The sequence below is a fragment of the Nitrospira sp. Vd2 genome, assembly GCF_979581665.1.
Genome location: NZ_CEFZSK010000041.1, coordinates 1 through 13,425 on the forward strand (window position 1 = coordinate 1; position 13,425 = coordinate 13,425).

Sequence of the window (13,425 nt, forward strand, 5' to 3'; positions counted from 1 at the left end):
AGGACACCACCAATGCACAACTTATTCCACGTACTTCAGAGACAGGACACTAGCTGTCCTTGACAAAGTGGACGACGCCGAGCAAAGCGGCTAGCCGATCCTTGTCACGTTTTCCGGCACTATGTTAAAATTCGCTGTCATTTCTCTCCGTTTCTGATTCCCTGAGGAGGGGTTGGATGAATTCTCGTGTCAAGAACCTCTTGTTCTGGGTCGTCGTCGGCCTGTTCATGATCCTGCTGTTCAATTTGTTCAGCGTGCCGACGCATGCGCCGGAGGAAGAGGTGATTTTCAGTGACTTCATGGGCCAACTCGACAAGGGCGAAGTCACGAAAGTCACAATCAAAGCCAATCATATCAGCGCGATTCTCAAAGACGGCACCCGAATACGCACGTATTCCGCCGATTATCCCGATCTCGTCAAGCTGCTTCGTGAACGAAACGTCCAGATCGAGGCGAAGCCACCCGATGAAAGCCCCTGGTACATCACGTTTCTCGTGACCTGGGGACCGTTCATCCTGTTCCTCGGGCTTTGGTTCTTCCTGATGCGTCAAATGCAGATCGGCGGGAACAAGGCCTTGTCGTTCGGGAAGAGCCGGGCGCGGCTTTTGACCGAGGAGCGCAAGAAGGTCACCTTCAGCGACGTGGCGGGCATCGACGAAGCCAAGGAGGAAGTCTCGGAGATCATCGAGTTTTTGAAAGACCCGAGAAAATTTCAGAAGCTCGGCGGGCGTATTCCCAAGGGGGTGCTGATCGTCGGCCCACCGGGAACCGGGAAGACGCTGCTCGCGAAAGCGATCGCCGGTGAGGCGGGCGTGCCCTTCTTCAGCATCAGCGGCTCGGATTTCGTGGAAATGTTCGTCGGCGTGGGCGCCTCGCGAGTCCGGGATCTCTTCGAACAGGGCAAGAAGCATGCGCCGTGCATCATCTTCATCGATGAGATCGACGCCGTGGGCCGGCTTCGCGGGGCGGGGTTGGGCGGAGGCCACGATGAGCGTGAGCAGACATTGAACCAACTGCTCGTCGAGATGGATGGCTTCGACACGACCGAAGGGGTGATTCTGATTGCGGCGACGAACCGACCGGATGTGCTCGATCCCGCTCTCCTGCGGCCGGGCCGGTTCGATCGGCAGATCGTCGTCAATCGTCCGGACCTGCGCGGTCGGACCGAGATCTTGAAGGTTCACACGAAAAAGGTTCCCATCGCCGCCGACGTCGAATTGGAGAAGATCGCGCGCGGTACTCCGGGGTTCTCAGGCGCCGATTTGGAGAATCTGGTGAACGAAGCGGCGCTCTGGGCCGCGCGCCAGGACAAGAAGGTGGTCGAGTTGATCGACTTCGAGAACGCGAAGGACAAGGTCCTGATGGGCGCCGAGCGCAAGAGCATGGTCTTGACCGAGTCCGAAAAGCGCACAACGGCTTATCACGAGGCCGGTCATGCGTTGATGGCCAAGCTCCTGCCCGGCACCGATCCGGTCCACAAGGTGACGATCATTCCGCGCGGGCGCGCGCTGGGCGTCACCATGCAGTTGCCGACCGACGACCGCCACAACTACTCCAAGGAATTCCTGTACAACAACCTCGCCATCCTGTTGGGCGGCCGCGTGGCCGAAGAGCTGGTCTTGAATCACATCACGACGGGTGCGGGCAACGACATCGAGCGGGCCACCGATCTCGCCCGGAAAATGGTCTGTGAGTGGGGGATGAGCGAGAAACTCGGCCCGCTGACGTTTGGCAAGAAGGACGAAGAGATTTTCCTCGGCCGCGAGATCGCGACCCGGCGCGATTTCAGTGAACAGGTGGCGCTCGAGATCGACCACGAGGTCAAGCGGTTGGTCATCGAGAACTACGAGCGCGCGAAGAAGATGCTCACCGACCACATGGCGACGCTCAAGGCGCTCGCCGAGGCTTTGCTCGAGAAGGAAGTCTTGGACGCGCCGGAAATCGACGAGATCATCCGGCAAACGGCGCCCCAGGCGATTCCGGTCTGACATCACAGCGGGCACCGTCCGGCCCGTCTCGTCGGCCCTCTACCGTGGCACAGCACCCTGCCGGCGTTCAGTCTCTTCACATCCCTTGGCCCTTCTCCACACCCGCTTCTTCCTGGCGGATTCGCCACCAAGCGTATGATGTGACACAGCCGCGGCTCATGGGCATTCTCAACGTGACGCCCGATTCATTTTCGGATGGAGGACAGTTTGCCGAGCCGTCGGCTGCGGTCGATCGCGCCGTCGCGATGGTGGAGCAAGGTGCGGATTTCCTCGACATCGGCGCCGAATCGTCGAGGCCCGGCGCGTCGCCGATCAGCGAGGACGAGGAGCTGTCCCGATTGCTTCCCGTCGTTCGGGCTGTCTGTCCACGCGTGCGCGTGCCGGTCTCCATCGATACGACGAAAGCCGCGGTTGCTGAGCAAGCCCTTGATCTCGGTGCGTCGATCATCAACGATATTACCGCCTTGCGAGGCGATCCTGGGATGGCTGCGGTCGTGGCCCGGGCCGGCGCGAGCCTTGTCCTCATGCACATGCACGGCACGCCGGCGACGATGCAAGTCGATCCGCACTATGATGATGTCGTCCAGGAAGTGGCCGGGGTGTTGCGGGCGCGACTCAGGGTTGCGATCGAAGCCGGGATCCCGGCGGAGAGAATTGTACTTGACCCCGGCATTGGTTTCGGAAAGAATTTGAACCACAACTTAACCCTCCTTGCGAACCTGAATGCGTTTCGGGAACTCGGCCGCCCGGTGTTGATCGGGGTGTCACGGAAGGGGTTCATTGGGACGCTCGTGAGCCGGCCGGTCGGGGATCGTGTGATTGGGACAGCCGCGGCCGTCGCAGTGGCCGTTGTCAACGGGGCCCGGATCATTCGCGTTCATGACGTCAGTGAGATGCGGGATGTCGTCACGGTGGTTGGCGCGATCTTGGCCCGTGAGGCATTGAATGACGGCAAGCCCGCAGGCGGAGAGGCGAATCACTAAAAGGGAAGCCAATCGAGGAACCTATGCGAAAGCTATTCGGTACGGACGGCGTGCGTGGTGTGGCGAATCTCGAGCCGATGACGAGCGAGACGGCGATGAAGCTCGGCCGAGCCGTCGCCTATCTGTTCAAGCGACGCTCGGGCCGGCACCAGATTGTGATCGGGAAGGATACGCGCCTGTCGGGGTACATGCTCGAATCCGCGCTCACATCCGGCATCTGTTCCATGGGCGTCGATGTGCTCCTGGTCGGGCCGCTCCCCACCCCGGCGATCGCCTTCTTGACGCGCAGCTTGCGTGCGGACGCCGGCGTGATGATCTCCGCCTCGCACAATCCATATCAGGACAATGGGATCAAGTTTTTTTCAAGCGATGGCTTTAAGTTGCCCGATGAACTTGAAGCGCGAATTGAACAACTGCTGATGTCGAATGAGATCGAGCACCTCCGGCCTACGGCGAACGAAGTCGGCAAGGCCTTCCGGATCGACGACGCCGAAGGCCGTTATATCGAATTTGTGAAGCGGTCGTTGCCCCGCGACCTCGATTTTCAAGGGCTGAAGGTCGTCGTCGATTGCGCGAACGGCGCTGCATACAAAGTGGCGCCGAAGGTCTTGCGGGAGTTGGGCGCCACCGTCTGGGTGATCGGCGACAAGCCCGACGGCACGAATATCAACGACGGGTGCGGCGCCGTCTATCCCCAGTCGCTCCAACAAGCGGTGCTCGAACACGGTGCCGACATCGGGATCGCGCACGATGGGGACGCGGATCGAGCCGTCTTCGTCTGCGAGCGGGGGAGGATCATCGACGGCGATCACGCCATCGCGGCGCTTGCCCTTGATTTACACGAACGGGGCCAGCTCAAGCGGCGGACGGTCGTCGGCACGGTCATGAGTAACTTTGGACTCGACCTCGCGATGGCGAATGCTGGCATTACATTGATTCGCACGCCGGTGGGCGATCGGTATATTCTTGAACGCATGGTGGCCGACGGGTTTAATTTGGGTGGCGAGCAGTCCGGCCATCTGATTTTCCTTGACCACAATACGACCGGCGATGGGCTCATTTCCGCCTTGCAGATCCTCTCGCTGATGAAACGAACGGGCCGACCGTTGTCGGCACTGGCCGGCTGTATGACGGCGGTGCCTCAAGTCCTGTTGGGCGTTCCCGTCAAATCGAAGCCCGATCTCGCCTCCCTCCCTCAAGTCCAAGATGCCATCTCTGTCGCGGAGCGGCGACTGAACGGGGCCGGGCGAGTCCTCGTCCGATATTCCGGGACCGAGCCGCTGCTGCGCATCATGGTCGAGGGGCGGGAAGATGCGGTGATTCAATCGGTCGCACACGATCTCGCCGGCATCGTCCGCGCCTGCCTCGGGTGAACGGCTTCGGCTGTTCGCTCGCCGCGGCTACCCCATGTTGCTCCCGCTGACGCTGGCCTTCCTGTTCGGCCTCCTGCTTGGATCCTACGTTCCGTTCCTCCCGCTGACGATCACAGGGATTCTGCTGCTCGTCGCCATGCTGTGCACGCTGCTCGAACGATCTGGGAAGCTGGAGGTGCGACAGGGAGGCACGCTGTTCGGTGTGTTGCTCGCGGGAGTGCTGTACTGGAATGTATTTGCCTGGGCGACGAATGATTCCAGTCTGCTGCGATTTATCGGCGCGCAACCCGTCATGATGAAAGGGATGGTCGTCGAACCGGTTCGTGGTGGGCCTGAGCGGACGGTGTTGGTCGTCTCCGTATCCGAGATACGAAACGAATCAGGAGCGAATCCGGTTCGTGGACGGGTGCGGCTGACCTGGCGTGGTCGCGATCGGGAAGTGTTCCAGGGAGACATCATCGTGATGACGGCGCGCCTGCGGCCGCCCACCGGGATGATGAATCCGGGCGGCTTCGACTACGCCGCCTATTTGGAGCGCCAGGGCATCGAGGCGGTGGCGTCCGTGTCGGGACCAGGACGCATCACAGTCGAGGAACGCCGGGCCGGCCCGCTTTGGTCGGTCCTTCGTTCGATCGACGAGTGGCGGGATCGGATCAGGCGAGCGGCCCTTGTCACGCTGCCTCAACCGGCGGCCGGTATCCTCTTGGGCATGATCATCGGCGAGGCGGATGATGTCCCCCCCGCTATCCGCGATCTCTTCATGGCGACCGGGACCGTCCACATCCTCTCGATATCGGGTTCGCACCTAGGCTTGATCGCGGTGTCCGTTTTTTTCGTGATTCGGGCAGTCACGCGCCGCCTTCCGGAGCGCTGGCTCTTGACCTTGTCACTGTATGTGACGCCCACACGACTCGCGGTCCTCCTCACCGTCCCCGTGCTCGTGTTCTACACCGTGCTGGCTGGCGCGCAAGTGGCCACCGTACGGTCGCTCGTGATGATCCTGCTCTTTCTCCTTGCGGTATGGCTCGGCCGCGACAACAAACTGTTATGGACGCTCGCGACGGCCGCGTGGGTGATTCTCTTGGCCGACCCAAAGGCGCTGTTCGATATTTCCTTTCAGCTCTCCTTCACGTCCGTGTTGGCGATTGCGCTGCTGGCTCCCCGGCATGATGACGACGAATTGCCGGAGCGTGGTCGAGACGAGCGGTGGTGGCTGCGGGGCTGGGCATGGTCGAAGGAGTATCTGTGGCTCTCGATCGGGATCACGCTCGCAACCGTGCCCCTGGTGGCGTATTACTTCAACCAAATGGCGTGGCTTGGCGTGCTCGCCAATTTGCTCGTGGTCCCGTTGGCCGGCTTTGTCCTCGTGCCGCTCGGCCTCGCGTCCGCGATCTGGGCCCTCATCATCGGAAGCACGACCTTCCCGCTTGCCGGCTGGAATCAAGCGGTGAGCGACCTCATCGTCGGCCTCGTCCGGTTGTTTGCCGCCTTGCCGGGAGCGGAGTGGCACGTGGCATCACCAAGCGTGTGTGCCATCCTTCTGTTCTATCTCATCCTGCTCGTCGTCACGTACGCCCGCCGTCCTCGCTGGCTTCGACCGGCGCTCGCGCCGGTCCTCGGTGTCATGCTTCTCTGGTGGGCCTGGTCTCCGCGCCTCTCTGATGGGCATGATCTTCATGTGACGTTTCTCGACGTCGGTCAGGGCGATGCATCCGTGATCGAGTTGCCAGACGGGCAGACGATCCTCATCGATGGCGGTGCGGCTTATGACCGACTTGATATGGGGCGTGCGGTCGTGGCGCCGTATCTGTGGGACCGGGGCATCCGCCGGATCGATCACATCATCGCGACACATCCGCAGCTCGACCACGTGGGTGGTCTGGCCAGCCTCGTGGAGAAATTCGAGGTCGGTGAGTACTGGAGCAACGGCACGGCGCGGGAGGAAGCGTTCTACCAACGGCTGACCTCCGCATTGCAGGCGCATCAGGTGACGGATGGACGGGTCTGGCAGGACATGTTGCTCGTCGAGTCGGGCGGCTGTCGGCTCCGGGTGCTGAATCCACCCCGCGGGGGCAATGTGTTGTTCGTCGCGTCCGCGCATGCCGGCGGGAGCGACCTCAACAATCAGTCCGTCGTCACACGACTTGATTGCGGTCCGCATTCGATTCTCTTTCCCGGCGACATCGAGACACCATCCATCGACCGCTTGCGAAAAACCGACGACGTCTTCAACGCGCGAATCATGAAGGTTCCTCATCACGGCGCGCGGAGTTCCCTCGATCCGGTCTGGATTGCCGAAGCCCACCCCGAGTTGGCCGTGATCTCGGTCGGTCGGACGAATCCCTATGGCCATCCGGCTGGGTCGGTGCTGGCCGCGTTCCAACACCAGCACGTCCGCATCCTGCGGACTGATGAAGATGGAGCGATCCGCATTCATGCGAATCTCGGCTCCCGTGAGTTCATCGTCGAGCGGACGCGGGACGGCGTCATCCGCCGACTGCGGGGCGGCCCGTTTGACGCGCAAGCCTGGGATGTAGAGCGTGACAATCTGACGAAGCTGTGGCGACAATGGGCTTCGCCGGCTTGACAAGGGATTCGTCGAGCCGGTATTGCAGGTTGCAAGAGGTGAACATGGTTCCGACGGTGGAATGGCGAGACGGAGCGGTGCGGCTGTTGGATCAAAGCCGGTTGCCGGAGCACGTCGAATTTCTCGACTGCCGTGATGACCGCGCCGTGGCCGAGGCGATCCGCGAGCTACGCGTGCGAGGCGCGCCTGCGATTGGCGTCACGGCAGCCATGGGTGTCGCGCTTGGCGCGGCCCAGTTGCCGGATGCGAGCGCCGAGGAGTTTGACAAACGCGTGTTGGAGATCTGTGATCAGCTCGCCGCCACACGGCCGACCGCAGTAAATCTCTTCTGGGCCATCGAGCGAATGAAACGGGCCTTAGCCTCCCTCACCAGCGTGCCGGTGCCCGAGCGCAAGCGCCGGCTTGTGGAGGAAGCGCAGCGGATCTTGGAGGAAGATATTGCGATCAACAAAGCGATCGGCCGGCACGGCGCCGCCCTGATTGCCGACGGTCAGACCATCTTGACCCACTGTAATGCCGGGGCGCTGGCGACGGCCGGTTATGGTACTGCGCTCGGCGTGGTTCGGGCCGCCTGGGAGCAGGGAAAGAAGATCCACGTCATTGCCGATGAAACGAGGCCCGTCTTGCAAGGCGCGCGGCTGACCGTCTGGGAGTTGATGCAGGATCACATTCCGGTCACCTTGATTACCGACAACATGGCGGGCGCAATGATGCGGCAACGCCGGATTCATCTGTGCATCGTCGGAGCCGACCGCGTAGCGGCCAATGGCGATGTGGCGAACAAGATCGGCACGTATTCGGTGGCCGTGTTGGCCAAAGCACATGGCATTCCGTTCTACGTCGCCGCGCCGCTCTCGACGATCGATCTTGCCACCGGGTCCGGCGACGACATCCCGATCGAGCAACGCGGCCGCGACGAAGTTCTTTCAATCTTTGGAGGACCACGGATTGCGCCGTCCAACGTCGCGGTCTTGAATCCCGCGTTCGATGTGACACCCGCCGAATACGTCACCGGCATCATTACCGAACGCGGCGTCTTCCGACCGGAAGATCTCGCGCGACAATTCCCCAAGTGAGCATTTCGCATAGGCTGCCTTGAACCGCCGCTCTGCGTATCACTATAATGACCAGTTTTTCCGGCAGAGGAGAAGGAGGATGCGCATCCCATGACTGAGCATACATTGGCCATCATCAAGCCGGACGCGGTGAAGAAGGATGCCGTCGGCGATATCATCCGGCGGTATGAAGCGGCGGGGCTGCGGCCGGTCGCGATGAAAATGATGCGGCTGACCAAACAGGCGGCCGAGGGATTTTACGCGGTGCACCGACAGCGACCGTTCTTTGACAGCCTGACGACGTTCATGGCGTCCGGTCCCGTTGTGGTGCTCGTCCTCGAAGGTAAAGACGCGATCAAGCGCAACCGCGAGCTGATGGGCGCCACCGACCCCGCGAAAGCCGCGCCCGGGACGATCCGCGCGGCGTACGGCACCAACATCGAGTACAACGCGGTGCATGGGTCCGATTCGCCGGACACGGCAAAATTCGAGATTGGGTATTTCTTCTCAGGGATGGAGTTGGGAGGATAGGTTGCACGCCTGCCCGGCAGGTCGGCCACGATGGGCTTCAATCGCGGCAGTCCTGTTTGGGATGGTGCTCTCCTGGCTCGGTGGCTGTGCCGGCCCTGAGCCGTCGGTTGTCCCACCTCGAGAGACCCGCTCAGTCAAGGCGGTCTCACCGCCGAAGGTCATCATTCCCGAGTCCCCCCGCCGGACCCTCGATGGCGAGCCACCGCTCAGCCGTGTCAACGCGCTGGCGATCGCTCCATCACTGATCCCGACGTCCGATCTGGACGCGTGGGCGCAGCGGTTGGCTCGCCGAGGCGTGACCCTCATCCTGCTCGACATCGGGACACAGGGCCGCGCCAATGGCATGACGAGACACGCTGCCGTCACGCAGCAACCCCGGCACGGAGTCTATTTTCACACGGGGTGGGCCGAGACGGTCCGCGATCTGTTCGGGACGCTCGTGCCGGCTGCGCATCAGCATCGGATCGCCGTGTTTGCTCGCGTGTCACTCCGCGACATGCCGTGGGTTGATTCGGCCCTGGGATGGCTGGACCGCGCCTTCGATCCGCCGTCGCGTCGTCTCACCGTCTCTCCTGCCCTTGATGTCTTTCATCCCGCGTATCAGGAGTATCTGGTCGGCCTCTTGACCGACCTTGCAGCCACCGGGCTCGACGGCGTGCTGTTCAGTGATGAGCCGCCGATCGGCATTTACGACGGCCTGACCCCGTTCGCGCTCCGCGGATTCGAACGAGACTTTCATCTGCCGCTCGATTCGCAACGATTGTTTACGGCGGCGGACGCATCGGCTCACGGGCAGTCACGATACCGTCCCGAGTTTTGGCAATGGGTCGGCTGGAGGACCCGGGAACGACTGCGGCTTCTCGATCGTCTCATGCGGGCGATGCGGATGAAGACGCCCGCGATTGATTGTGCCGTGGAGCTCCATCCCGAGGCCGTCACGGATCCCGTCGGGGCGCTCGCGATGTACAGCGAAGATCTGTTGGAGACCAAGCGACGATGCCGGTATGAGGTGCTGACCGTTGCGCCACGCGCGAATCGCCACCTGGTCCTTGCCCCGGTCGTCGAGCAGATGGCGTCGTTAATGGGAAGACCGGAGCGCGTCTGGGTCATGATCGCGCCCGGCTTGACGACGCAACTCGTGCCTGCTGTCTCGCAACCGGATCAACCGGCCGGCCTGCCGGCCGGGGTCGGCCTCGTGTATCTCGACGCCGTGCCGGACGTTCCTTGACAAAGGCGACGAGGTCCCCCTAAGCTCAGATTCTTTGAGACGGCCGCGCGGCCGACCCTTTCTCTATCCCTCTGAGAGGATCCGATGGAACCAGCCGATCTTCGGTATCATAAAGAACATGAATGGATTCGAGTGGACGGCAAGCAGGCCATGATGGGAATCAGTGATTTCGCACAAGACGCACTGGGCGATATCGTGTTCATCGATATGCCGAAGGTCGGCAGCGTGATCACGGCCGGTCAGCAGATCGGGGAAGTGGAATCGACCAAGACCACATCGAGTCTCTATACGCCGGTCAGCGGAAAAATTGTGAAGGTCAATACCGATCTCAAGGATCACCCCGAACTCGTCAATACCGATCCATACGGCAAAGGCTGGATCGCGGTGATTGACCTCTCCGCGCCATCGGAAGTCGACGAGTTGATGACTGCCGAGCAGTACCGCGCCTTTCTGGCGTCAGAGAAAAAATGACGACAGGCAAGCACGTTGCCATCATCGGAGCCGGACCAGGCGGCTATGTGGCGGCCATTCGCGCCGCGCAGTTGGGCGGCCGCGTCACCGTCGTCGAGCAGCAGCGGCTGGGCGGCGTGTGTTTGAATTGCGGCTGCATTCCCAGCAAGGCGCTCTTGTCCGTGGTCGAGCTCGGCGACAAAGCGAAGAAGGCTGCGGAGCTTGGTCTCAAGCTTGGGGGCAGCGTCAGCTACGACCTCGCGCAGATGGTGGCGCGCAAAAACAAGGTCGTGGACGGCTTGGTCAAAGGCATTGGGACGCTGTTCAAGACGTGGTCGATTGAATCGATCACGGGGACGGGACGCCTCGCCGATCCGCATACGGTCGTCGTGTCCTCTGCCGAGGGCGGGGAGCGGCGCGTCGAGGCCGATGCGGTCGTGATCGCCACGGGATCGTCCTGGCCGAATCTCCCGCTCTTTCCAATTGACGGGCGACAGATTATCACGAGCAAGGAAGCGCTCGATGCGACCGAGATTCCAAGACGGCTGTTGATCGTCGGTGCCGGCGTCGAGGGCTGCGAGTTCGCGTCGCTCTATAGCGGCGTGGGGACGCAGGTCACGATGGTGGAACTGATGCCGCGGGTCCTACCGCTCGAAGATGAAGAGGTGTCGGCCTTGATCGCCAGGGAGCTGACCAAGCGCGGCGTGACCGTGCAGACCGGGACGACGGTGGAGAAGGTTGACCGGCGCGGTGGAGCGATCGTCTCAACGTTGAAGGATGGCACGAGCATCGAGACAGATGTGGTCTTGGTCTCCGTCGGGCGCGGATTGAATTCCAAGGGGTTGGGGCTCGAGCAGATTGGCGTGCAGGTCGGGCGGCGCGGGGAAATCATCGTGAACGAGCGCCTCGAAACAAACGTGCCGGGGGTCTACGCGATCGGGGACGTGACGGGAAAAGCCATGCTCGCCCATGTGGCCTTTGCTCAGGGAAAGATCGTGGTCGAGAACATTTTGCTGGGCCCGCGCGAGATCGATTATCGTGTCATTCCTGCCGGCATCTTTACGCTTCCCGAAGTCGGCCGCGTCGGGCTTACCGAGCAACAGGCACGCGAACAGGCGCAGGCGCGGGGAGAAGATCCGGCCACGGCCGTGAAGGTGGGCCGGTTCCGCCACGTTGGATTGGGCAAAGCCCAAGCGACGGGCGACACCACGGGATTCTATAAGGTGATTGCCGATGGGACGACGGGCAGTGTCCTCGGCGTGCACATTGTCGGCTCGCATGCGGCGGACTTGATCCACGAGGCGGCCGCGGCCATGGAGATGGGGGCGGTGGCATCAGACATCGCCGAGATGATCCATGCGCATCCGACGCTCGCGGAAGGGCTGATGGAAGCGGCCGAGGACGTGGACGGGCTTGCGATCCATCTGGCGAGGAAAAAAGAGCCCAGACGGTAGGCGGGGCGGATGGTGGGATGGCACGTGTGGCGATCGTTGCTGTTGAAAATGGGAATGATCGCTCTCGCGGTGTCGGTGCTCGGGTGGATGGGCTGGCAGGAACACGAACAGCCAAGCCCGGAACAGGCCATCACGGTACCTGCTCAGTCGCCTGCCGCTGAACCCGTGACCGCATCAAGAGCCGCTGCCCCGCAGATTGAGAAAGTGGCGGCGCCGCGTGGGCCGGCAAAGCAGGTCATCGGACCCCGGACATCGAAGAAGGTCGATCTGAATCGTGCGACGCTCGAGGAGTTGCAAGCGCTACCGGGGATCGGGCCGGTGCTTGCCGAGCGGATGATCGAGCATCGGCGACAGGCGCGGTACCGGACCGTTGATGATTTGATGGACGTGAAGGGTATCGGCAAGAAACGGTTGGAGCAGCTGCGACCGCTGGTCATCGTAGACGTTGGGCAGGGCGGCGGTGCCCAACCGGCACCGACGTTGGACGCTGGTCCCCGGCACAAAAAGCTATGAGCGAGCTTGCGCGACAAACGGAGCTGATCCTCCGCGGTGCGGTGGAAGTCATCCAGCCTGCCGAGCTGGAGGCCAAGATCAGCCGCTCGTTGAAAGAGCACCGGCCCCTTCGGGTCAAGGCGGGATTCGATCCGACGGCGCCTGATCTCCATCTCGGTCATACCGTCCTGATCCACAAGCTCAAACACTTTCAAGACCTCGGACATCAAGTCATCTTCTTGATCGGCGACTTTACGGGCATGATCGGCGACCCGACCGGTGTCTCCGAGACGCGAGTTGCGCTGACCAAGGAGAAAGTCCAGGAGAACGCCAAGACCTACGAGCGGCAAATCTTCAAGATTCTCGACCCTCAGCGAACCATCGTCGAGTTCAACAGCCGGTGGATGAGTACCATGCGGGCCGAAGAATTGATTCACGTCGCGGCGCATTACAATGTCGCCCGTATGTTAGAACGCGAGGATTTTCACAAGCGCTATCACGAACAGAAGCCGATCAGCATTCATGAGTTTTTGTATCCATTGGTCCAGGGCTACGACTCGGTAGCGTTGAACGCCGACGTGGAGCTGGGTGGCACCGATCAAAAATTCAACTTGCTGGTCGGGCGAGACCTGCAGCGGGATTTCGGGCAAGAGGCGCAAGTGGTGTTGACGATGCCGCTGCTCGAGGGTACCGACGGCGTGCGAAAAATGAGCAAGAGCCTTGGCAACTACATCGCGCTCGAAGATGCGCCCGAGGACATGTTCGGGAAAATCATGTCGATCAGCGACGCGCTGATGCTTCGCTACTATGAGCTCCTGACGATGGAAGACTTGAGTCAGGTCAAGGCGAAGCATCCCATGGAGGCGAAACAGTCGCTCGCCGAAATGATCGTCACTCGCTACCACGGTGTCGAGGCGGCGGGCCGTGCGAGGCAGGTCTTTCAGCAGAAGTTCCGCGAACGCGAGTTTCCAGCCGAGCCGGATGCGCGGGTGACGCTGAGCGCCCAGGACGTCGGCGGCTCGGTCTCACCGATCATTAACATCGTGGAATTGGTCGCGCGGACAAAGTTGGTGTCGAGCAAAAGCGAGGCCCGGCGGCTCGTGGTCCAGGGCGGCATCGAAATCGATGACGTGAAGCAGAGCGATCCGAACGGCGCCCTCGTGCTCGAACCTGGACATGAGTATCGGCTGCGCATTGGCCGTCGAAAATTCGCAACCGTGACGCTGAAGACATGAGACACGTTCGCGTGTAGCTCACCACCGTACGTCCCTTCGTCTTTCTCCT

11 protein-coding genes are annotated in these 13,425 nt (G+C 61.7%); all 11 read left to right on the forward strand.

All coding sequences use genetic code 11. The features are described from left to right. The first annotated feature begins 176 nt into the window (after positions 1–176). Positions 177–1,988, forward strand: coding sequence for an ATP-dependent zinc metalloprotease FtsH (gene ftsH / locus AC1U7K_RS17630; protein WP_480253084.1), 1,812 nt, complete (start codon positions 177–179; stop codon positions 1,986–1,988). A gap of 140 nt (positions 1,989–2,128) precedes the next feature. Then, positions 2,129–2,971 (forward strand): dihydropteroate synthase, encoded by an 843-nt coding sequence (folP, locus tag AC1U7K_RS17635; RefSeq protein ID WP_480253086.1) that lies wholly within the window; start codon positions 2,129–2,131, stop codon positions 2,969–2,971. Positions 2,972–2,994: 23 nt separating this feature from the next. Continuing rightward, entirely contained in the window at positions 2,995–4,344 is a 1,350-nt protein-coding gene (glmM, locus tag AC1U7K_RS17640) for a phosphoglucosamine mutase (RefSeq protein WP_480253087.1), read from the forward strand. A 34-nt stretch (positions 4,345–4,378) separates the two neighbouring features. Then, positions 4,379–6,931, forward strand: coding sequence for a DNA internalization-related competence protein ComEC/Rec2 (locus tag AC1U7K_RS17645; RefSeq protein WP_480253089.1), 2,553 nt, complete (start codon positions 4,379–4,381; stop codon positions 6,929–6,931). A 44-nt stretch (positions 6,932–6,975) separates the two neighbouring features. After that, positions 6,976–8,007: an S-methyl-5-thioribose-1-phosphate isomerase gene (gene mtnA / locus AC1U7K_RS17650; protein ID WP_480253090.1), complete on the forward strand. Its 1,032-nt coding sequence runs from the start codon at positions 6,976–6,978 to the stop codon at positions 8,005–8,007. A gap of 90 nt (positions 8,008–8,097) precedes the next feature. Next, positions 8,098–8,517, forward strand: coding sequence for a nucleoside-diphosphate kinase (ndk, locus tag AC1U7K_RS17655; RefSeq protein WP_480253091.1), 420 nt, complete (start codon positions 8,098–8,100; stop codon positions 8,515–8,517). Between the two features lie 61 nt (positions 8,518–8,578). After that, complete coding sequence (locus AC1U7K_RS17660) at positions 8,579–9,745, forward strand: hypothetical protein (protein WP_480253093.1); 1,167 nt, start codon at positions 8,579–8,581, stop codon at positions 9,743–9,745. An 84-nt stretch (positions 9,746–9,829) separates the two neighbouring features. Next, positions 9,830–10,216 carry a glycine cleavage system protein GcvH gene (gene gcvH, locus AC1U7K_RS17665; protein ID WP_480253094.1) on the forward strand — a complete coding sequence of 129 codons (387 nt, stop codon included), beginning with the start codon at positions 9,830–9,832 and terminating at the stop codon, positions 10,214–10,216. Next, the gene (lpdA, locus tag AC1U7K_RS17670) at positions 10,213–11,649 is read left to right on the forward strand and encodes a dihydrolipoyl dehydrogenase (protein ID WP_480253096.1); all 1,437 of its coding nucleotides are present in this window, start codon (positions 10,213–10,215) and stop codon (positions 11,647–11,649) included. The genes gcvH and lpdA overlap by 4 nt, the downstream gene beginning before the upstream one ends. A 9-nt stretch (positions 11,650–11,658) precedes the next feature. Next, complete coding sequence (locus tag AC1U7K_RS17675; protein WP_480253097.1) at positions 11,659–12,162, forward strand: ComEA family DNA-binding protein; 504 nt, start codon at positions 11,659–11,661, stop codon at positions 12,160–12,162. Further along, on the forward strand, positions 12,159–13,376 hold the full coding sequence (tyrS, locus tag AC1U7K_RS17680; RefSeq protein ID WP_480253098.1) for a tyrosine--tRNA ligase: 1,218 nt from the start codon (positions 12,159–12,161) through the stop codon (positions 13,374–13,376). The genes AC1U7K_RS17675 and tyrS overlap by 4 nt, the downstream gene beginning before the upstream one ends. Positions 13,377–13,425: the final 49 nt, after the last annotated feature.

Bases quoted from the DNA above. Each gene is read 5' to 3' on its own strand.
- tyrS (WP_480253098.1), top strand. From the start codon at position 12,159: ATGAGCGAGCTTGCGCGACAAACGGAGCTGATCCTCCGCGGTGCGGTG.
- ndk (WP_480253091.1), top strand. From the start codon at position 8,098: ATGACTGAGCATACATTGGCCATCATCAAGCCGGACGCGGTGAAGAAG.
- ftsH (WP_480253084.1), top strand. From the start codon at position 177: ATGAATTCTCGTGTCAAGAACCTCTTGTTCTGGGTCGTCGTCGGCCTG.
- AC1U7K_RS17675 (WP_480253097.1), top strand. From the start codon at position 11,659: ATGGTGGGATGGCACGTGTGGCGATCGTTGCTGTTGAAAATGGGAATG.
- AC1U7K_RS17645 (WP_480253089.1), top strand. From the start codon at position 4,379: ATGTTGCTCCCGCTGACGCTGGCCTTCCTGTTCGGCCTCCTGCTTGGA.
- gcvH (WP_480253094.1), top strand. From the start codon at position 9,830: ATGGAACCAGCCGATCTTCGGTATCATAAAGAACATGAATGGATTCGA.
- AC1U7K_RS17660 (WP_480253093.1), top strand. From the start codon at position 8,579: ATGGTGCTCTCCTGGCTCGGTGGCTGTGCCGGCCCTGAGCCGTCGGTT.
- glmM (WP_480253087.1), top strand. From the start codon at position 2,995: ATGCGAAAGCTATTCGGTACGGACGGCGTGCGTGGTGTGGCGAATCTC.
- mtnA (WP_480253090.1), top strand. From the start codon at position 6,976: ATGGTTCCGACGGTGGAATGGCGAGACGGAGCGGTGCGGCTGTTGGAT.
- lpdA (WP_480253096.1), top strand. From the start codon at position 10,213: ATGACGACAGGCAAGCACGTTGCCATCATCGGAGCCGGACCAGGCGGC.